Genomic DNA, 20599 nt, shown 5'->3' with positions numbered 1-20599 from the left:
CCGCTCCCGGCGCGGGCCCGCACGCCGCGCCGCGACCCCCGTCGGGACCTCTCACACGACCTTCACAGCACGTCACCCGGGCGGCCGCGTCGGCCCCCTGCCATGGGGTCAGGCGGGCTGGTCCTCGCGCATGCGCTGGCTGATGACGGTCGTCACGCCGTCGCCGCGCATGGTCACGCCGTACAGGGCGTCCGCGATCTCCATCGTGCGCTTCTGGTGCGTCACGACGATGAGCTGGGAGTCGTCCTGCAGCTCGCGGAAGATCTCGAGCAGGCGGCCGAGGTTCGCGTCGTCGAGCGCCGCCTCGACCTCGTCCATGACGTAGAACGGGCTCGGCCGGGCCTTGAAGATCGCCACGAGCAGCGCCACGGCGGTGAGCGACCGCTCACCGCCCGAGAGCAGCGACAGCCGCTTGACCTTCTTGCCGGCGGGCCGGGCCTCGACCTCGATGCCGGTCGTCAGCATGTCGTCGGGGTCGGTGAGCACCAGCCGCCCCTCGCCGCCGGGGAACAGCCGCGGGAAGACGTCGTCGAACGCCGCCGCCGTGTCGCGGTACGCCTCGGTGAACACCTGCTCGACGCGCTCGTCGATCTCCTTGACGATCTCCAGCAGGTCGGCGCGCGACTTCTTCAGGTCGGCGAGCTGCTCCGTGAGGAACCGGTGGCGCTCCTCGAGCGCGGCGAACTCCTCGAGCGCCAGCGGGTTGACCCGTCCCAGCAGCGCCAGGCCGCGCTCGGCCGCGCGCAGGCGCTTCTCCTGCTCCGCGCGCACGTACGGCACCGCCGTCGGCGCCGCGGGGTCCGGCTCCGCCCCCGGCGGCAGCACCACCGGCACGTCCCGGTGCGGCCCGAACTCCTCGAGCAGCACCGCGGGGTCGAGGCCCAGGTCCTCGACCGAGCGGGTCTCCAGCTGCTCGATGCGCAGCCGTTGCTGCGTGCGCGCGACCTCGTCCTTGTGCGCGACGTCGGTGAGCTCGGCGAGGTCGCGCGCCAGGGCGTCCACCTGGCCCCGGACGGTGGCGAGCTCGCGGTCGCGCTCCGCGCGCGCGGCCTCGGCGGCGTCGCGCTCGTCGGACGCCCGCCGCAGCGCGCGCTCGAGCAGCCCGGTGGCCCGCACCGCACCCTCGTGCACCGCCGAGGCGACCGCGGCCTGCCGGCGGCGCTCGCGCTCCCGCGCGGCCGCCCGCTCGCGCGCCGCCCGCTCGGACGCGGCGGCACGCTCCAGCCCCTCGGCGCGGCCGGACATCGCCCGCGCGCGCTCCTCGCCCGTGCGCAGCGTCAGGCGCGCCTCGGTCTCGCGTGCGCGTGCCGCCGTCGCCTCCGCGGCCGTCGCGTCGCGGCGCGCGGTCGCCTCCGCGATCGCGGCCTCGGAGTCCTCCGGCTGCTCCTCGGCCGCGGCGAGGCGCTGCGTCAGCTCGGCGAGCGTGGCGTGGTCCTCGGCGAGGGTGGCCCCCGCCGCCTCGAGCGACCGCTGCGCGCGCTCGGCCTCGGCGCGCGCGGCGCGGGCCGCGGACCCCAGGTGCCCGAGCTGCTCCGCGACCGCGGCGAGCGCCGCGTCGGACTCGTTGAGCCGCTCGAGCGTCGCGTCGACCGCCGTCTGGGCGGCGGTGCGGGCCTCGCGCGCGGCGGCGAGCTCGAACCGCACGCGCTCGGCCGTCGCGGTCGCCCGCGCGCCCGTCTCGCGGGCGGTCTCGAGCGCGGCCTGCAGGTGCAGCGCCGACGGCGCGGACGCCGACCCGCCGGAGGCGCGGAAGCGCGACAGCACGTCGCCCGTGCGCGTCGCGACCACGACGTCGGGGTGCGCGGCGACGAGCGGACGCGCGGCCGCGAGGTCGTCCACGACGACGACGTCGGCGAGCAGCGCGTGCACCGCGTCCCGCACCGCCGGGGGCGCCTGCACGAGGTCGACGGCGCGGTCCACGCCCGGCGGGAGGTCGGCCGCGCGCCGCTCTCCCGTGCCGGCGACCAGCAGGGCCGCGCGGCCGGCGTCCTCGGTGCGCAGGTGCCGGATCGCGTCGACCGCCGCCTCGACCGAGTCGACGGCGACCGCGTCGGCGACCGCGCCGAGGGCCGCCACGACCGCCTCCTCGTCCCGCGCGTCGACCTGGAGCAGCGCCGCGACCGACCCCAGCACGCCCGGCAGGCCGTCGGACGCCAGGAGCGCCCCGGCGCCGTCCTTGCGGGACAGCGACATCTCGAGCGTCTCGGCCCGGGACGCCTGCTGGTCGCGCTCGCGCTCGGCCTCGCGCAACGCGTCCTCGAGCGCGGCGACGCGGGCGACGGCGGCGTCGAGCGCCTCGGTCGCGGCCTCGTGCTCGGCGTCGAGGCCCTCCTCGCCCTCCTCGACGCCCGCGACCTGCGTCTCCAGCGCTGCGAACCGCGTCGTGGCGTCCTGCGCGCGCTCCTCCGCGGCGGCCACGGCGGCGCGCAGGCGGCCGATCTCCGCCTCCGTCGCCTCCACCCGGCTGCGCCGCGCCGCGACCTGCCCCGCGAGCCGCGCGACGCCCTCGCGCCGGTCAGCGGCGCCGCGCTGCAGGTCGGCGAGCGCCCGCTCGGCCGCGGTCGCCGCCGCCTCCGCCTCCTGCCGCGCGGTGCCCGCCCCCGTGACGGCGGCGCGCGCCAGCTCCACCTCCGCCGCGAGCTCCTGCTCCGCGGTGCGCACGCGCTGCGCCTGCCGCTCGAGGTCGTCGGGGTCCTGCCCGGGTGCGCGCTCCTGCGTCGGCGCGCCCAGCAGGCGGGCACGGTCGGCGGCGAGCGACGCAGTGCCGCGCAGGCGCTCGCGCAGCGACGACAGCCGGTACCAGACCTCGCTCGCCTCGCTCACGGCGGGCGCGGCGAGGGCGGCCTCGCGCTCGAGGGCCGCGAGGCGCTCGCGCGCCGCGGCGAGGCGCCCCTCCACGTCCTCCCGCCGGGCGCGCAGCGCCGACTCGTCGGCGATCTCCTGCTCGAGCTGCGCCGTGAGCTGGGCGAGGTCGTCGGCGAGCAGCCGGGCGCGGGCGTCCCGCAGGTCGGCCTGCACGACGGCGGCCTTGCGCGCGACCTCGGCCTGCCGCCCCAGCGGCCCGAGCTGGCGGCGGATCTCCGTCGTGAGGTCGCCCAGGCGCGTGAGGTTGCCCTGCATCGCGTCGAGCTTGCGCAGGGCCTTCTCCTTGCGCTTGCGGTGCTTGAGGACGCCCGCCGCCTCCTCGATGAAGCCGCGCCGCTCCTCCGGCGTCGCCCGCAGCACCGCGTCGAGCTGCCCCTGCCCGACGATGACGTGCATCTCGCGACCGAGGCCGGAGTCGGACAGCAGGTCCTGGATGTCCAGCAGGCGGCACGCGCGCCCGTTGATGGCGTACTCGGAGCCGCCGTTACGGAACAGCGTCCGCGAGATCGTGACCTCGGAGTACTCGATGGGCAGCGCGCCGTCGGCGTTGTCGATGGTCAGCGACACCTCGGCGCGCCCCAGCGGCGGGCGGCCGGACGTGCCGGCGAAGATGACGTCCTCCATCTTCCCGCCGCGCAGCGACTTGGCGCCCTGCTCCCCCATGACCCACGCCAGCGCGTCGACCACGTTCGACTTGCCGGAGCCGTTGGGCCCGACCACGCACGTGATGCCCGGCTCGAAGCTCAGCGTCGTCGCGGACGCGAACGACTTGAACCCGCGCAGGGTCAGGGTCTTGAGGTGCACGGGCTGAGCCTAGGCAACGCGGCGGCGCGCACGGCGACGCCCCGCCCGAGCGGCCGTACGGCGCTGGGACGGGGCGTCGGCGTGCGGTGCGTCAGAGGTGCGGGAACCAGAGCCCGATCTCGCGGGCGGCCGACTCCTCGCCGTCCGAGCCGTGCACGATGTTCTCGATCAGCTTGGTGCCCCAGTCGCGGGCCAGGTCGCCGCGGATCGTGCCCGGGGCGGCGACCGTCGGGTCGGTCGCGCCGGCCAGCGAGCGGAAGCCCTCGATCACGCGGTGACCCTCGACGACCGCGGCGAGCACGGGGCCCGAGCGCATGAAGTCGATGAGCGCCTGCACGAACGGCTTGCCCGCGTGCTCGGCGTAGTGCTCGGCGAGCAGCGCCTCGTCGGCCTGGCGGAGCTCGACGGCGACGAGCGTGTAGCCCTTCGCCTCGATGCGGCGCAGGACCTCGCCGACGTGCCCGCGCCGGACGCCGTCCGGCTTGACGAGGACGAGCGTGCGCTGCGGGAGGGGTGCGTCAGACATGGCCGTAACCCTAGCGGGGGACGGCGCGTCGGCTCAGCACTGGTACTGCCCCCAGTTCGTCCGCTGCTCGTCCAGCTGCGCCGTGCCGAGGCCGGACTGCGCGGTGCCGTGGTAGTTGCGCGGCGTGACCGCCTCGACCGTGTAGGGCATGTCGCACCCGATGACCGACTCCGCGTTGAGCGGGTAGTGGCCCGTGAAGCCGGTCGTCGACCACCTCCAGCCGTCCAGCGGCGCCGCGAGCTGGGCGTCCGGCGCCACGGTGGCGAGCGCGCGCTGCAGGTCGAACGTCAGGTGCGCGTACGTTTCGTCCGACGAGATGAGCTCGTGCTCGACGCCGAATCCCAGCCGGACGGCGCGCGGCGAGTTGCCGCTCTCGCCGGTCCACCAGCTCTGGATGACCGAGCCGGTGGCCTCGCACGGGCCCAGCGACGTGTTGAGGTCGACCCGGTACGGCGCGGCCTCGTCGTACTGGAACATCTCGCACGCGACCACGGGGGGCGGGACGGGCGTCGGCCACGTGCCCGCGGCCGACGCCGTCCCCGCGAACGCGGCAGAGTCGTGCCACGCCGCGGTCGTGGCCGCGACCCCCACGGGGAGCAGCAGGGCCAGGCCGAGCAGTGCGGCGAGGACGCGCGCACCGCGACGACGGGCACGTGCGCGGTCGGTGTGCTGCGGGGTGATCACGGTGCTCTCCTCGGGTCGCGGTGGGTCGTCGGGGTGGGTCGGACGGGCGGGGCGGCGCCGACGGGCACGGGCTCCTCGTCGTCGCGGCCGCGGCGCGCAGCGAGCAGCGCGACGAGCCCGACGACGCCGCTCGCCACGGCGACGAGCAGGAGGGGCAGCGCGGAGGCGCCCGTCAGCGCCAACGGGCCCGACGCGGCGGAGCGCCCCGTCGCCCCGGTCCCGCCGCCCGGCCACACGGCCGCCGCGTCGCCGTCCGCGCCACCGGCGTCGCTGAGCACGACGTGGCCGTCGAGCGTCCGGGTCTCGCCGGGCTCGAGGGCGTCGGTGGCCTGCACGCGCACCGTGAGGCGGTACGACCCGGCCGGCAGGCGGACGCCCACGGCGTCGCGGGTCACCGGCAGGCACGCGTCGCCGGCCGGTGCGCACAGCGCCACGTCCCAGCGCACCCCACCGGTGGCGAGCTCGGTCGTCTCGACCTCGGTGACCACCGCGTCCCGTGCCACGTCCAGCACCCACGAGGTGGAGCGGGCGGCACCCGGCACGAGGCCCGTGAACGTCGCCGTGAGCGGCTCGGTGCGCGACGAGGCCGTCGCGCTCCCCGCGGCGACGAGGACCGACGCGAGGGCCAGCAGGACGGCGAGCACGAGGCTCGCCGCGGCGCCGCGCCGACGACGCCGGCTCACGGGGTCACCCCCGCGGGGGTGGACGGGGCCGGAACGCCGGTCTCGTCCGCGGCACGCCGGCGCTCAGGCCGCGCCGGCAGCAGGCTGAGCCCGAGGAGCGCGGCGAACGCCACGCCGACCGGGACGGCGACCTGCGGACGGGTCAGGGCGGTCAGGACGTACCCGCCGCCGCCGATCCGGGCGGCGGGCTGCCACACCGTGTCGCCGACGACGTACGCACCGCCGTCCGCCGACACGTTGGCGTCGCCCTTCATCCGGACCTCCCACCGGCCGCCGCCGACGTGCTCGACCGATACGACACGGTGCGTGACCAGCCGGTCCGCGCGCTCGTCCGGGAGGGTGGCCACGTCGCCGACCTGCAGCTCGGCGGTCGGGTGCGGCACCGCGACGAGGAGGTCGCCCGTCATGATCGCGGGCTCCATCGAGCCCGAGACGACCACGAGCGGCTTCATCCAGCCCAGCGCGGAGGCGCCCCAGGCGAGGACCGACACGACACCGAGAGCGGCGACGAGCCAGACGACCGCGTCGCCCACGGTCTTGAGAGTGCGCATGTGCTCTGCTCCCCCCGAGCGGTGGGAGCCGGCGCCGCCGGCTCCCACCGTCGATGCCTCAGTTGGCCGCCGCGGTGGTGGTCGCGCCGGTGAAGGTCACGGTCAGGGCGCCGGTCGCGCCCTTGTACGCGACGTCCTCGTCGTCCCACGCGGGCGCGGCGAGCGTGAGGTCGACCGTGGTGACCTCGGCGGGGTCGAGCACACCCACGACACCGTCGGCCGCCAGCGACACGTCGACGGGCTCGGCGCCCTCGAAGAGCGCGCCCTCCAGGACCGGCGCACCGGTCACGTCGAGCGGGACGACCCCGTCGTTCTTGAGGTACAGCGTCACGACGCGCGTCTCGCCCGGCACGAAGTTCGCGAGCTGGTTCGGGTCGACCGAGATGTCGACCGCGTTCGACAGGTCGTCCGCGTCGACGAGCGCGGCCTCGCTGAGCCCGCCCTGCAGCTCGATGTCGTCCTGCGCCACGGCGCTCGCCTCGCCCTGGAACCAGGCGTCGTCGGTCCAGGCGGCGGAGGTCAGGGCCGCACCGACGCCCAGCAGGGCGACGCCGGCCAGGGAGTAGCGGACGACGGCCGCCTTCTTGCGCGAGCGCTCGTCGCGGTCCGCGGTGATGTCGGGGGTCGGGTGGGTGGTCATGGTTCAACTCCTCGCGGGATCACTTTTCCGGGGCCTTGTGCCGTCCGTTCGAGATGTGCTGTGCGATTGCTGAACCAGCATGCGACGCGCGCAACGGTCCGGGAGAGGACTTTGGACCTGCGTCCAGGACACCCGTCCAGATGACCTGCGCGAACGGCGGCGGGCCGGGCCGCGCACCCGCCGCGTTTTCACCCGAGGTGCGTGTGCACGGGGCTGCGCGGAGCGGTCACGGTGCGGCTGCGTGCGGGCACGGACGGACGGCGCGGAGCTCCACTGGAACGGACGAGGCCGCCGACATCGCTGTCGGCGGCCTCGGGTCGGGCGTGGGGACGGGCGGGTCAGCCCTCCGGGTGGGCGGCGTCGTACTCCGCGCGCTCGCGGTCGATGCGTCCGCCCAGCCGCAGGGAGACGACCCACAGGACGACGAACAGGCCGCCCACCACGAACATCATGGGGACCAGCACGCCGAACGCGAGCACGGCGACCTGGGCGGCCGACCCGGCGACGTAGCCGCCGGGCCGGCCGACGTAGCCGGCGACGACCAGCAGCACGAGGGCGGTCACGCCGCCGAGCGTCCACACGGTGGCGGGCGGGGCGGCGCGCAGCCCGTAGGCGACCAGGGTCGCGAAGAACACCAGCAGCGCCTCGAGGATCAGCGTCATCTGGGTGAACTGCGGCTTGGCGGGCCGCTTGCGACCGCCCCGGCCGCCACCGTGCATGCTCATCGCACCAGGCTAGCCGCGCGGCGCGGACGTCCCGGCGGACGCACGCTCCCCCGCGCCCGCGGCGTCGTCGTCCGCCGGGACGGAACCGCCCTCGACCTGCGCCGAGCCGGGCACGGCCACGTCGGGCTCGGCGGCGCGCGCCGCGCGGCCCGGGTCGGCGACGGCCTCGCCGCGCGCGACCATCCCCGCGACGTCGGAGAGCTTCACCTCGCGCAGGAACAGCGCCAGCACCAGGCCCACGACGACCAGCGGCACGAGGTACCAGAACGCGGGCGCCAGCGCGCCGGCGAAGGCGTCGACGACACCCGTGCGCACGGGCTCGGGCAGCGCGTCGACCGCGGCGGGCGTCAGGCCCGACGCCTCGGTGCCGCCGGCACCGGCCGGCACGTCGCCGAACGCCTCGGCGAGCCGGTCGCTGAGGCGCGACGTGAAGATCGTCGAGAACAGCGCCGTGCCGACGGCCGCACCGATCTCGCGGAAGAAGTTGTTCGCGCTCGTGGCCGTGCCGATCTCCGACGGGTCGACGGAGTTCTGCACCGCGAGCACGACGGTCTGCATGACCAGGCCCATGCCGGCGCCGAGGACGAAGATCATCGCGCCGAACAGCCACATCGACATGTCACCGGTGAGGCGGGTCAGCCACATGAGGCCGAGCGTCGTGATCGCGAGCCCGGCGACCGGGAACGCCTTGTAGCGGCCGGTCCGCGTGATCGCGATGCCGGAGCCGATGGCCGTGATCATGACGCCCGCCATCATCGGCAGCATGAGGAAGCCGGACTGGGTCACGCCCGCGCCGGTCGCCATCTGCAAGAACGTCGGCAGGAACGCCAGCGCGGAGAACATGCCCATGCCGAGCACGAGGCCGATGGCCGTCGCGATGGTGAAGGTCGGGTTGCGGAACAGGCGCAGCGGCAGGATCGGCTCGACGGCGCGCAGCTCGACCGCGACGAACGCGGCGATCGCGACGAGCGTGCCGACGACCAGGCCGAGCAGCCGCAGGTCCGTCCAGTCGTAGCCGGTGCCGCCGCTGAAGGACTCCCAGCTCGTGGCGAGCACGAGGCCCGAGGTCGCGACGACGAGGAAGAAGATGCCCGCGACGTCGACGGGGCGCTCCGAGCGGCGCGACGGCAGCTTGAGCGTCATCCACGCGACGACGAACGCGGCGACGCCGATCGGGATGTTGATCCAGAAGGCCCAGCGCCAGTCGGCGTGGTCGGTGAAGAGGCCGCCGAGCAGCGGGCCGATGACGGCCGCGATGCCGAACAGCGCGCCCATCGGGCCGAGGTACTTGCCGCGCTCCTTGGCGGGCACGACGTCGGCGATGATCGCCTGCGACAGGATCATGAGGCCGCCGCCGCCGAGGCCCTGCACGAAGCGCCAGGCGACGAGGGCCTCGAAGGAGCCGGCGAACCCGGCCCCGGCGGACGCCACGGTGAACAGGCCGATGGCGAAGAGGAACGGCCAGCGCCGGCCCCACAGGTCGCCGAACTTGCCGTACAGCGGCATGACGATCGCGATGGCCAGGATGTAGGCCGTCACGACCCAGCCCTGGTGCTCGACGCCGTCGAGCTCGCCGACGATCGTCGGCATCGCGGTGCCGACGATGGACTGGTCGAGCGACGACAGGAACATCGACGCCATGAGCGCGCCGAAGATGAGCCACACGGTGCGTGGCGTGAGCACGACGAGCGGCGCGTCGTCCGCGCGGCTCGGTGCGGTGGCGGTGCCGGCCATGGGGTGCCTCGTCCTTCTGGTGGTGGGGTGGTCGGTGGCGGCGACGCTGCCGTGGTCGGGTGGTGCGGACGCGCCCGTCCGGGCCGCGGGTGCGGGGCGGCCGGGCGGGGGGTGATCGGTCGGTGCGGGCGAGGTCAGGCGGTGACGACCGCCCGGATGTCGGCGACGACCGCACGGGCGTGCGCCTCGGCGTCGCCCGTGCCGCCCTCGGCCTCCCACCGCACGAACGTGCTGTGCACGAGGACGAGGACCAGACCCGTCACCGTGTCCGCGAGGTGCGGCGAGCCGTCGCCGAGCCGCGAGCGGACGACCTCGAGCAGCCGGTCCTTCTGCTGGTCCATCCACGCCACGTGGTGCGCCATGAGGCGCGGGTGCACGGACGCGAGCTCGATGGCCCGGTGCATCCGCTCGCGCCCGAGCGGCGGGTCGCCGAGGACGGGTGCGAGCAGGCTCACGAGGTCGTCGAGCAGGTGCCCGGACGGGCCGCCGGCGGCGAACACGGCGGCAGCACCCGCGTCGAGCGTCCACGGCGAGTGGCCGAGCACCGCGTCGTCCTTGGTCGCGAAGTAGTTGAAGAACGTGCGCGGCGCGACGCCGGCCTCGGCGCAGACCATCTCGACGGTCACCGCGTCGAGGCCGTGCTCCGCCACGAGGCGGTGCGTGGCGTCGACGAGCGCGGCACGGCGGGCGGCCTTCTTGCGCTCGCGCAGGCCCGGCGCCGGGGTGCCGGGCGCAGGCGCACCGGGGCCGTGCGCGTCGGACGCGGGGGTGCCGACGGTCGGCGGCGCGGGAGTCATGACCTCATCTTGCACCGACTGCAACTTTGCAGTCAATGCACTTTCGTAGGCGACATGGCCGGGGACGCGCTACTCCTCGCCGAACCCCTCCTCGACGGCGGTGACCAGCCGGTGCACCGCGTCCGCCGCCTGCGGCCCCTCGGCCACCACGTCGAGGCGGTCGCCCTGCTGCGCGCCGAGCTTCATGAGCTCCAGGACGCTGGCCCCGTTCGCGCCGTTCACGCGGACGCGCGCGTCGTACGCCGCGAGCGCGCGCGCCAGCACCGCGGCCGGGCGCGCGTGCAGCCCGAGGCGGTTGCGCAGCACGGCGGACCCCCGGACGACGCCGTCGGCGTCCGCCTGCGCGGACCCGCCGTCGACGACCGCGGGACCGTCGCCGGACGCCGGTTCGCCCTGCCCGGGCGCCCAGCCGGCGAACGTCCCGCCCGCGTCGTGCGCCGACGCGAGCACCGCCGCGAGGTCGCCGCCGCCGTGCGCGGTGACGCCCGCGGCCACGGCACCCTCGACGAACGGCGCGTCCGCGAGCCGGACCCGGTCGGCCAGCCCGGCGTCCGCCATGTCGAGCACCGACTCGGTCGTCATGACGGCCGAGCCCAGGTCGGTGAGCACCACGACCGCGCGCCCGTCCGCCGACGCCTGCGCCACCGCCTGCTCGACGCGGGCGTAGCTGGTCCCGATGCCGCCGTCGTCGAGGCCGCCCGCCGGCACGATCAGCACGCCCGGCGCCATCTGCCCCGCGACCTCCGCGGCGCCCTCCGCGAGCGCACGCGAGTGCGACACCAGCACGAGCGCCACCTGCGCCCATCGTCGAGCCATCGACGGCTCCCCTCCTTCTCGCCCGTCGCGCGACGTCGTCGTCGCGCGTGTCCACCGGTCCGCGTCAGTCCGCCGCCGCCGCCGCCTCGGCGGCCGCCACCAGGAGCAGCTCGCTCGAGCGCGCACCGGGGTCGAGATGACCCGCCGACCGCTCCCCCAGGTAGCTCGCGCGGCCCTTCGTCGCGACGAGCGGCACGGTGGCCTCGGCGCCGTCGTGGGCGGCGCGCGCGGCCGACGCCAGCACCTCGGACGGCGGCGCGCCCTGGTCCGCGGCCTCGACTGCGGCCGCGACCGCCGGCGTCCACGCGTCGACCATCGTCTTCTCCCCCGGCCCGGCCCGGCCCCGCGTGACGACGCCGTCGAGCGCGGCCTCGAGCATCGCCACGACCCCGTCGCTGTCCAGCACCCCGGTCGCCGTGGCCTTCGACGCCCGCAGGTACGCGGTGCCGTACAGCGGCCCGGCCGCGCCGCCCACGGTCGACATGAGGGTCGTCGCCACGAGCCGCAGGACGTCGCCGACCTGGGCCGGCGGCTCCGGCAGCGCCTCGAGCCGGCCGACGACGGCCGCGAAGCCGCGCGCGAGGTTCTCGCCGTGGTCGCCGTCGCCGATGAGGCGGTCGAGCTCGACGAGCTCGTCGCGGTGCTCCGTCACGGTCGCCGCCGACCGGCGCACCCAGTCCAGCGCCCACGCCACGTCCAGGGTCATCGGCCCTCCTCCTCACGTCGGGCGCCCACGGCGACGACCGCCGTCACCAGCGCAGCGCGGCGGTGTGCACGGGGGCGTCCCAGAGCGCGGTCAGCTCGTCGTCCAGACGCAGGACGGTGACCGACGCACCCTGCATCTCCAGCGAAGTCACGTAGTTGCCGACGAGCGAGCGGGTCACCTCGACCCCGCGCTCCGCGAGCAACGCGCGTGCCCGACGATAGACGACGTACAGCTCGGAGGCGGGCGTCCCGCCCATGCCGTTGACGAGCAGCAGCACCTGCTCGCCGCCCGCCAGGCCCAGGTCCTCGACCACGGGGGTCAGCAGCATCTCCGTGACCTCGTCGGCCGGGGCCATGGGCACGCGGCGCCGCCCGGGCTCGCCGTGGATGCCGATGCCGACCTCGATCTCGTCCTCGGGCAGGTCGAAGCTCGGGCGCCCCGCGTGCGGGACGGTGCACGCGGTGAGCGCGACGCCCATCGACCGCACGTTCGCGACGACGCGCTCCGCCACGGCCGCGACCGCGTCGAGGTCGTCACCGCGCTCGGCGGCCGCGCCCGCGATCTTCTCGACGGCGACGGTGCCCGCGACCCCGCGCCGGCCCGCCGTGTAGAGGGAGTCCTCGACGGCGACGTCGTCGTTCACCAGGACGGTGCGCACGGTGACGCCGTCGGCCTCCGCGAGCTCGGCGGCGGTCTCGAAGTTGAGGACGTCGCCCGTGTAGTTCTTGACGATCGCCAGGACACCCGCGCCGCCGTCGGCGGCGGCGAACGCCGGGGCGACCTGGTCGGGCGTCGGCGACGTGAACATCGCGCCCGGCACGGCGGCGTCGAGCATGCCGACGCCCACGAAGCCCGCGTGCAGGGGCTCGTGCCCGCTGCCGCCGCCGCTGACGAGCCCGACCTTGCCGGGCACCGTGCCGGCGGCGCGCGCCACGAACAGCGGGTCGCGGTGCACCTGCACGAGGTCGGCGTGGGCGAGGCCGAAGCCCTCGACCGACTCGACGACGACGTCCTGCGGGTCGTTGATGAGCTTCTTCACTCGCGTCCTCCTCCACGTGGCCCCCAGCGGGGCGGGTCGGCGCACGACGTGCGGGCGGGGCGCCGGCGTCCCGCACGGCCCACCTAACGACGCCCCTGGACGCCGGTCAAGGCGGACGGCCGGGCGGCACCCGTGCGTGGGCCGCCCGGCCGTCGGGTCAGTCGCGCCCGAGCAGCACGCGCGCCTCGGCGACGAGCAGGATCGAGCCGGTGACCAGCACGCCGGCACCGCGCTCGACCTCCCCCTCGGCGCGCTGCACGGCGACGTCGATCGCGTCGGGCAGGCGGGGCGCGACGTGCACGCGGTCCTCGCCGAAGACCTCGACCGCGATCTCCGCGAGGTCGTCGACGTCGAGCGCGCGCTCGGACGACGCCTGCGTGACCACCACCTCGTCGAGCACCGGCTCGAGCACCGACAGCATGCCCTCGGGGTCCTTGTCGGCCATGACGCCGACCACGCCGACGAGGCGCTGGAACGCGAAGGCCTCCTCGACGCCCGCGACGAGCGCCTCGGTGCCGGCGGGGTTGTGCGCGCCGTCCACGATGACCGTGGGGCTCGAGCGCACGACCTCGAGCCGGCCGGGCGACGTGGCGTCCGCGAACGCGGCGCCGACCACGTCGCCGTCGAGCGCGGCGCCACCGGTCAGCAGCGCCTCGGTCGCGACGAGCGCCAGGAGCGCGTTGTGCGCCTGGTGGGCCCCGTGCAGTGGCAGGTAGACGTCGGTGTAGACGCCGCCCATGCCGCGCAGCGCGACCAGCTGGCCGCCGACGGCGACCTGCCGCTCGACCACGGAGACGTCGACGCCCTCGCGCACGACGCGTGCGCCGCGCTCCGCCGCCGCCGTCAGCACGACGCCGTCCACGTCCTCGGTCTGCTGCGCGAGCACGAGCGTGGCGCCGTCCTTGACGATGCCGACCTTCTCGGACGCGATCTCGACCAGGCTGTGCCCGAGGTAGCGCTCGTGGTCCATCGCGACGGGCGTGATGACCGCGACCTCGGCGTCGAGCACGTTCGTGGCGTCCCAGCGCCCGCCCATGCCCACCTCGACCACGGCGACGTCGACCGGTGCGTCCGCGAACGCGGCGTACGCCATGACGACGAACACCTCGAAGAACGACAGCCGCGGCTCGCCGCGCTCGGCCGACCGTGCGTCGACCATGTGCACGTAGGGCGCGACGTCCTGCCACACCTCGACGAACCGCTCGTCGCTGATCGGCTCGCCGTCGATCGCGATCCGCTCGTTGACGCGGGTGAGGTGCGGGCTGGTGAACCGGCCCGTGCGCAGGCCGTGCTCGCGCAGCAGCCGCTCGACCATGCGGGCGGTCGACGTCTTGCCGTTCGTGCCCGTCAGGTGGACCGAGCGGAACGCCCGCTGCGGGTCGCCCAGCAGCTCGAGCACCGCCCGCACGCGGGACAGCTCGGGGTCGATGTCGTGCTCGGGCGCCCGCGCGAGGATGCCGCGGTACACCTCGTCGGCCGCCTCCCGGGCGGCGCGCGCCGCCGCGTCCCGCAGGTGGTCCGCGCCGCCGGGCCGTGCCGGGCTCACGCCTGGACCCCCGCCCGCGCGACGTGCACCTGGAGCGCGCCGTCCCCCGGCACCACCGACAGCCCCGTCGCGAGCGTCTCCGCCGCGACGAACTCCCGGTGCGCCTCGACCGCGGCGACCTGGTCGGCCGGCACGGTGAGCGTGAGGTCGATGCGGTCGGCGACGTGCAGCCCGGCGGCCTTGCGCGCGTCCTGGACGGCCCGCACGACGTCGCGCGCGTACCCCTCGGCGCGCAGCGCGTCGTCGAGCGCGAGGTCGAGCACGACGAACGACCCGCCCGGCAGCACGGTCGCCGCCACGGTCGCGTCGCCGCCCTCGCCGCCGGCGACCACGGTCGTCAGCTCGTACTCGGCCGCCTCGAGCGCGACGTCGCCGTCGTCGGTCGTCACCACGACCGCGTCCCCGTCCTGGCGCCACGCGCCCGCGCGGGCGGCCTTGATGACCGCCTGCACGCCGCGGCCCAGGCGCGGGCCGGCCGCGCGGGCGTTGACCGCGAGGCGCTGCGTGATGCCGAAGCCCTGCGCCGTGGCCAGGTCGGCCGTGACCGTGTCGACGTGCTTGACGTTGAGCTCCGCGGCGAGCAGGTCCGTGTACGGCGCGAGCGCCGCCGGGTCCGCCACCGCGACGGTGAGCCGGCGCAGCGGCTGGCGCACGCGCACCTGGTGCGCCTTGCGCAGCCCGAGCGCGGCGGACACGACGGCACGCACCTCGTCCATCGCGGCGACGAGCGCGTCGTCGCGGACGAGCGCCTCCCCGGCCGTCGGCCAGTCCGTGAGGTGCACGCTGCGCGCGCCCGTCAGGCCGCGCCACACCTCCTCGGTGACCAGCGGCGCAAGCGGCGCCATGACGCGCGTGAGCCGCTCGAGCGCGGTCCACAGCGTGTCGAACGCGTCGGCGTCCTCCGACCAGAACCGGTCCCGCTGCGTGCGCACGTACCAGTTCGTCAGCACGTCGAGGTGCTCGCGCACCGACTCGCACGCCGCCGGGATGTCGTAGGCCTCGAGCTGCTCGGTGAGGCGGGCGACGAGCCGGTCCGTGCGGGCCAGCAGGTACCGGTCCATCGGGGGCAGCCCGGCAGCACGTGCGGCGTCGACCGGGCGCGCGACGTACCCCCGCCCGTCGTCCGCCGCACCGGCGTAGAGCGTGAAGAAGTAGTACGTGCTCCACAGCGGCAGCAGCACCTGGCGCACGCCGTCGCGGATCCCCTCCTCCGACACGACGAGGTTCCCGCCGCGCAGGATCGAGGACGACATGAGGTTCCAGCGCACGGCGTCCGACCCGTACCGGTCCCACATCTCGGCCGGGTCGGGGAAGTTGCGCAGCGACTTGCTGGCCTTGCGGCCGTCGTCGCCGAGGACGATGCCGTGGCACATGACGTTGCGGAACGCGGCGCGGTCGAAGATCGCCGTCGCCAGCACGTGCAGCGTGTAGAACCAGCCGCGCGTCTGGCCGATGTACTCGACGATGAAGTCGCCCGGGTAGTGGTGCTCGAACCACTCGCGGTTCTCGAACGGGTAGTGCACCTGCGCGAACGGCATCGACCCCGAGTCGAACCACACGTCGAGCACGTCCGGGATGCGGCGCATCGTCGAGCGGCCCGTCGGGTCGTCCGGGTTGGGACGCGTCAGGTCGTCGACGTACGGGCGGTGCAGGTCGGGCTCGCCGGCGTCGTTCGTGGGCACGCGGCCGAAGTCCGCCTCGATCTCCGCGAAGGAGCCGTAGACGTCGACGCGCGGGTACGCCGGGTCGTCCGAGACCCACACCGGGATGGGCGTGCCCCAGTACCGGTTGCGGCTGATCGACCAGTCCCGGGCGTTCTCGAGCCACTTGCCGAACTGGCCCTCCTGGATGTGCCCGGGGATCCAGGTGATCTCCTTGTTCAGCTCGACCATGCGGTCCTTGAACGCGGACACGCGGACGAACCACGACGACACGGCCTTGTAGATGAGCGGGTTCCGGCAGCGCCAGCAGTGCGGGTAGGAGTGCTCGTAGGTCTCGTGCCGCACGAGCGCGGGACGCACGCCGGCGGCCGCGCGCTCGAGCGGGCCGGACGCCGCCTTGAGGTCGGCGATGATCTGCTTGTTCGCCTCGAACACCTGCACGCCGGCGTAGTCCGGCACGAGCGCGGTGAAGCGGCCCTTGGAGTCGACCGGGACGACCGGCGGGATGCCCGCGGCGTCGCACGCGGCCATGTCGTCCTCGCCGAACGCCGGCGCCAGGTGCACGACGCCCGTGCCGTCCTCGGTGGTGACGAAGTCGCCGGAGAGCACCTGGTGGGCGTTCTCGTGGCCGAGGAAGAAGTCGAACGGCGGCGTGTACCGGCGCCCCACGAGGTCGGCTCCCGTCAGGCGTGCCACCACCGTCGGCTCGTCGCCGAGCTCGCGGGCGTACGCGGCCAGGCGTGAGGCGGCCAGCACCACGCGCTCGCCCGGGTGCGTCCCGGCGAACGGCGAGCCCTGCTGCGGCTCGACGACGACGTACTCGATCTCCGGCCCCACCGCGACGGCGAGGTTGGACGGCAGCGTCCACGGGGTCGTGGTCCAGATGAGCAGCAGCTCGCCCGACTCGAGGCGGAACCCGACCGTGAGCGCGGGGTCCTGGCGCGACGCGTACACGTCGTCGTCCATGCGCAGCTCGTGGTTGCTCAGCGGGGTCTCGTCGCGCCAGCAGTACGGCAGCACGCGGTAGCCCTCGTACGCGAGGCCCTTGTCGTAGAGCTGCTTGAACGCCCAGATCACCGACTCCATGAACGTCGGGTCGAGGGTCTTGTAGTCGTGCTCGAAGTCGACCCAGCGCGCCTGGCGCGTGACGTACTCCTGCCACTCCTTCGTGTAGGTCAGCACCGACGTGCGGCACGCCTCGTTGAACGCGGCGATGCCCATCTCGTCGATCTGCGCCTTGTCGGTGATGCCGAGGACGCGCTCCGCCTCGAGCTCGGCGGGCAGGCCGTGCGTGTCCCAGCCGAACCGGCGCTCGACGCGCTTGCCGCGCATCGTCCAGAAGCGCGGGACGACGTCCTTGGCGTACCCGGTGAGCAGGTGGCCGTAGTGCGGCAGGCCGTTGGCGAACGGCGGGCCGTCGTAGAAGACGTACTCGTTGGCGCCGCCCTCGCCCGCGGGGCGCTGGTCGACCGACGCCGGGAACGTGCCGTCGGCCTCCCAGTGCGCGAGGACGTCGCGCTCGAGCGCGGGCAGGTCCGGCGACGCCGGGACGGGGGTCTCGGGGCGGTGCAGCGGGTACGCCACGGGCGGTGCTCCTGGTCTCGCGCACACGGTGCGCACGTGTCGGACCACGAGGACGACGACGCCCGGACGACCCGGCCGGCACCGCGGTACCACCTCGCTTGCCCGCGCACCGGGGCGCACGGACCACTCTCGCTGCGGCTGTGACGGGCCTGCCCCGTCCGGTTCTACTGAGGACCCGCACCACGAGGGTGCGTGTCCCGTTCTTCCGGAGGCTCACCGGTGATGGCCGGGTCGACGCCTGTGCGTCCCATGGTAGCCGCGAGGCGGTCACGCGCGTCGAGGACAATGGCGGTGATGACCACGCCGCCCCCCGCCCCCGCCCGCCCGCTCGTCCTGCTCGACCTCGACGGCACCCTCATGAACTCCGCGCCCGGCGTCCTGTCGTCGGTCCGCGCCGCCTACGCCCACCTGGGCGTGCCCGCGCCGACCGAGGCCGCGATGCGCACGTTCATCGGCCCGCCCATCGGCCGCTCGTTCCCCGCGCACGGCGTCGCCGCCGAGAACCTCGAGGACGCGATCGCCGTCTACAACGAGCACTTCGGCCGTGTCGGCGTGTGGGACACGACGGTCTTCGACGGCATCCCGGAGGCGCTGCGCACGCTGCGGGAGGCCGGCGCGCTGCTCGTCGTCGCCACGGCCAAGCCGGCCACGTGGGCGCTGCCCATCTGCGCGGAGGTCGGCCTGACCCCGCTGCTCGACGCGGTCGTCGGCGCCCCCGACGACGAGTCGGAGTCCAAGGGGCAGATCATGGGCCGCGCGCTGGCGTGGGTGCGCGAGCACACCGGCGTCGCGCACGACCCCGCACGCACCGTGATGGTCGGCGACCGCGAGCACGACGTCGAGGGTGCGCACGAGCACGGCATCGCGTGCGTCGGCGTGGGCTGGGGCTACGGCGGCGAGGACGAGCTGCGGCGGGCCGGGGCGGCGGAGGTCGTGCACGACGTCGCGGACCTCGCGCCGCGGCTGCTCGACCGGCTCGGGCTCACGGACGCCGGCCGGCGCACCGCGTGACCCCTTCCGAGGCACGGCCCGTCGTCCTGCTCGACCTCGACGGGACGCTCACCGACTCCTACCCCGGCATCGCGGCGTCGGTGCGCGCCGCGTACGGGGCGCTCGGACTGCCGACGCCCGACGAGCCCACGCTGCGCCGGTTCGTCGGCCCGCCCCTCGGCGACTCGTTCGCGGCGCACGGCGTGCCGGCGGACCGCGTGCCGGACGCCGTCGCGGCCTACCGCACCGCGTACCGCGGCGGCCTGATGTGGGAGAACCACGTGTACGACGGGGTGCCGGCCCAGCTCGCCGCGCTCACCGCCGCCGGCGTCCGCCTCGCCGTGGCGACCAGCAAGCCGGAGGTGTTCGCCGTCCCGATCTGCGCGCACCTCGCCCTCGACACGCACCTCGAGCTCGTGGCCGGCGCACCGCTGGACGTCCCGTCCACCAAGGCCGACGTCGTGGCGCACGCGCTCGCCGCGCTGGCCGCGACCGCACCGGTCGACCCCGCACGTACCCTCATGGTCGGCGACCGCGAGCACGACGTCGCCGGTGCCGCCGCCCACGGTGTCGCCTGCGTCGGCGTCGCCTGGGGCTACGGCGGCGAGGACGAGCTGCGGCGGGCCGGGGCCGCGGAGGTGCTGCACGACGTCGCCGACCTCGCGCCGCGGCTGCTCGACCGGCTCGGGCTCACCGCACGCGTCTCCGGCTGAGGGCCGGCGCAACGGCGGGAGGTCCGCTGCGGGCCCACACCGGCTGTGGAAGCCTGACCTGCGTGAACGCCCCCGCGCTCGACCCGCTCGCCGGGCTCTTCCCCGGCCGGCACTTCATCAGCACCGTCCTCGACGCGCTCGAGACGAAGACGACCATGTCCGGTCGCCTCGCGCGCCGGTACCTGCAGCGGGCGGCGATGGCGGGCGTCATCATCGGGCTGCTGTACGCCACGTACTACGCGGTGGTCGCCGCGTTCGCGTCGGTCGAGGCGGCCGGGACGTCGCTGCAGCCGCTCGGCCGGATCGTCGGGGCCGTGGCGTTCGGGTGGGCGCTGGTCTTCATCTACTACTCGCGGTCCGAGCTGCTGACCTCCAACATGATGATCGTCTCGATCGGCGCCTACCACCGGCGCACGACCTGGCGCCGCGCGCTGCGGCTGCTCGGTCTGTGCTACCTGGGCAACCTCGTCGGCGGGCTGTTCGTGGCCCTCCTGGTGCGGTTCTCCACGCTCGTCGACGGCGCCGCGCTCGACCAGATGCTCGCCTCCGTCGACCACAAGCTCGCGTACGTGTCCGCCGGCCCGGTCGGCTGGGTCGACCTGCTCGTGCGCGCGGTGCTGTGCAACTTCTGCATCAACCTGGCGATGCTGCTCGTCTACAACGGGCTCATCAAGGACGACCTGACGAAGTCGCTGGTCATGATCGTGTCCGTCTTCATCTTCGCGTTCCTCGGCCTCGAGCACTCGGTCGCCAACACCGTGCTGTTCTCGATCGTCGGGCTGCGCGAGGGCCTCGACCTCGGGCTCGCCGCCGGCAACGTCGCGCTGGCGCTCGTCGGCAACTTCGTCGGCGGCGGCCTGCTCATCGGCCTGTACTACGCGTGGGTCAACGACGACTCCCGCTGGCGTCCGACGACGCCGGCGTGACCGGCGGCAGCGCCGACCACGGGAACGTGATCCACCGGTCGGTGCGACGCCACACGTAGTCCGGGTCGATCACCGAGCGCGGCTTGGCGTACAGGACCGCGGAGCGCGCCTCCGCGCAGTGCTGCGCGACCAGGCGCTGCACGAGCGCGAGCGTCTCGCCGGTGTCCGCGACGTCGTCGACGACCAGCGCACGCATGCCGTGCAGCGCGTCGACGTCGAGCAGCGGCGGCAGCACCTGCGGCTCCGGCAGGCGCGAGTCGACGCCCGTGTAGAACTCGACGTTGAGCGTCCCGACGCCCTTGGTCCCCAGCGCGTACGCGAGCGACCCGCCCGGCAGCAGCCCGCCCCGCGCGACCGCGACGACGACGTCCGGCACGAAGCCGGAGTCCACGACGGCCTGCGCGAGCTCCCGAGACGCCTCGCCGAACAGCGCCCAGTCCAGCACCTCGCGGTCCGGCGGGAGGTCCTGCCCGTCGGCCTGCTCCCCCGTCGCCGGCGTCGCCGCCGCGCCCGCCCCACCCGTCGTCGTCATGCCCCGAGTCTCCCCCGGACGCGGTGCCGGCGCCGTCGCCGGCGCGGGGCCGTCGCGGTCACCGGCGCGGTCACCGG

General features: G+C 75.2%; 18 protein-coding genes. 3 read left to right on the top strand and 15 right to left on the bottom strand.

Features of this window, described 5'->3' with window-relative positions; genetic code table 11:
* Positions 1-108 precede the first annotated feature (108 nt).
* From smc to ileS, 14 genes are all read right to left on the bottom strand, one after another.
* On the bottom strand, positions 109-3669 hold the full coding sequence (gene smc, locus ACFUMH_RS02145; protein WP_378199661.1) for a chromosome segregation protein SMC: 3561 nt from the start codon (positions 3667-3669) through the stop codon (positions 109-111).
* A 91-nt stretch (positions 3670-3760) separates the two neighbouring features.
* Positions 3761-4195 (bottom strand): nucleoside-diphosphate kinase, encoded by a 435-nt coding sequence (gene ndk, locus ACFUMH_RS02140; RefSeq protein WP_378199658.1) that lies wholly within the window; start codon positions 4193-4195, stop codon positions 3761-3763.
* A gap of 33 nt (positions 4196-4228) precedes the next feature.
* Entirely contained in the window at positions 4229-4879 is a 651-nt protein-coding gene (locus ACFUMH_RS02135; protein ID WP_378199655.1) for a hypothetical protein, read from the bottom strand.
* Positions 4876-5562 (bottom strand): hypothetical protein, encoded by a 687-nt coding sequence (locus ACFUMH_RS02130; RefSeq protein WP_378199652.1) that lies wholly within the window; start codon positions 5560-5562, stop codon positions 4876-4878. Before ACFUMH_RS02130 ends, ACFUMH_RS02135 begins: the two co-directional genes overlap by 4 nt.
* On the bottom strand, positions 5559-6113 hold the full coding sequence (locus ACFUMH_RS02125) for a signal peptidase I (RefSeq protein ID WP_378199649.1): 555 nt from the start codon (positions 6111-6113) through the stop codon (positions 5559-5561). Before ACFUMH_RS02125 ends, ACFUMH_RS02130 begins: the two co-directional genes overlap by 4 nt.
* Before the next feature lie 58 nt (positions 6114-6171).
* Entirely contained in the window at positions 6172-6753 is a 582-nt protein-coding gene (locus ACFUMH_RS02120; RefSeq protein WP_378199646.1) for a hypothetical protein, read from the bottom strand.
* Between the two features lie 338 nt (positions 6754-7091).
* On the bottom strand, positions 7092-7478 hold the full coding sequence (locus ACFUMH_RS02115) for a DUF4233 domain-containing protein (protein ID WP_378199643.1): 387 nt from the start codon (positions 7476-7478) through the stop codon (positions 7092-7094).
* 9 nt (positions 7479-7487) lie between these two features.
* On the bottom strand, positions 7488-9212 hold the full coding sequence (locus tag ACFUMH_RS02110; RefSeq protein WP_378199640.1) for an MDR family MFS transporter: 1725 nt from the start codon (positions 9210-9212) through the stop codon (positions 7488-7490).
* Between the two features lie 134 nt (positions 9213-9346).
* Positions 9347-10009 carry a TetR/AcrR family transcriptional regulator gene (locus tag ACFUMH_RS02105; protein WP_378199637.1) on the bottom strand — a complete coding sequence of 221 codons (663 nt, stop codon included), beginning with the start codon at positions 10007-10009 and terminating at the stop codon, positions 9347-9349.
* 69 nt (positions 10010-10078) lie between these two features.
* Entirely contained in the window at positions 10079-10825 is a 747-nt protein-coding gene (gene dhaM / locus ACFUMH_RS02100) for a dihydroxyacetone kinase phosphoryl donor subunit DhaM (protein ID WP_378199634.1), read from the bottom strand.
* A 64-nt stretch (positions 10826-10889) separates the two neighbouring features.
* Positions 10890-11531 carry a dihydroxyacetone kinase subunit DhaL gene (gene dhaL / locus ACFUMH_RS02095; protein ID WP_378199631.1) on the bottom strand — a complete coding sequence of 214 codons (642 nt, stop codon included), beginning with the start codon at positions 11529-11531 and terminating at the stop codon, positions 10890-10892.
* A gap of 43 nt (positions 11532-11574) precedes the next feature.
* Entirely contained in the window at positions 11575-12570 is a 996-nt protein-coding gene (dhaK, locus tag ACFUMH_RS02090) for a dihydroxyacetone kinase subunit DhaK (RefSeq protein WP_378199628.1), read from the bottom strand.
* Positions 12571-12727: 157 nt separating this feature from the next.
* Positions 12728-14116 carry a bifunctional folylpolyglutamate synthase/dihydrofolate synthase gene (locus tag ACFUMH_RS02085; protein WP_378199625.1) on the bottom strand — a complete coding sequence of 463 codons (1389 nt, stop codon included), beginning with the start codon at positions 14114-14116 and terminating at the stop codon, positions 12728-12730.
* The gene (gene ileS, locus ACFUMH_RS02080) at positions 14113-17361 is read right to left on the bottom strand and encodes an isoleucine--tRNA ligase (protein ID WP_378199622.1); all 3249 of its coding nucleotides are present in this window, start codon (positions 17359-17361) and stop codon (positions 14113-14115) included. The genes ACFUMH_RS02085 and ileS overlap by 4 nt, the downstream gene beginning before the upstream one ends.
* A gap of 294 nt (positions 17362-17655) precedes the next feature.
* Here ileS and ACFUMH_RS02075 point away from each other — a divergent pair, with 294 nt between their 5' ends.
* The 3 genes from ACFUMH_RS02075 (at position 17656) to ACFUMH_RS02065 (ending at position 19990) form a co-directional block, all read left to right on the top strand.
* The gene (locus ACFUMH_RS02075) at positions 17656-18372 is read left to right on the top strand and encodes an HAD hydrolase-like protein (RefSeq protein ID WP_378199618.1); all 717 of its coding nucleotides are present in this window, start codon (positions 17656-17658) and stop codon (positions 18370-18372) included.
* Entirely contained in the window at positions 18369-19064 is a 696-nt protein-coding gene (locus ACFUMH_RS02070) for an HAD hydrolase-like protein (RefSeq protein WP_378199615.1), read from the top strand. Before ACFUMH_RS02075 ends, ACFUMH_RS02070 begins: the two co-directional genes overlap by 4 nt.
* 62 nt (positions 19065-19126) lie before the next feature.
* Positions 19127-19990, top strand: a complete 864-nt coding sequence (locus tag ACFUMH_RS02065; protein WP_378199612.1) for a formate/nitrite transporter family protein — start codon at positions 19127-19129, stop codon at positions 19988-19990.
* On the opposite strand, the gene ACFUMH_RS02060 is transcribed toward ACFUMH_RS02065, so the two are convergent.
* Entirely contained in the window at positions 19950-20522 is a 573-nt protein-coding gene (locus ACFUMH_RS02060) for a phosphoribosyltransferase (protein WP_378199609.1), read from the bottom strand. The genes ACFUMH_RS02065 and ACFUMH_RS02060 overlap by 41 nt on opposite strands.
* Positions 20523-20599: the final 77 nt, after the last annotated feature.

It is taken from the genome of Cellulomonas sp. NPDC057328 (assembly GCF_042667215.1).
Classification (GTDB): Bacteria; Actinomycetota; Actinomycetes; order Actinomycetales; family Cellulomonadaceae; genus Cellulomonas.
The sequence above is the reverse complement of the archived record's forward strand: the minus strand, read 5'-3'. Positions and strand labels throughout refer to the sequence as shown.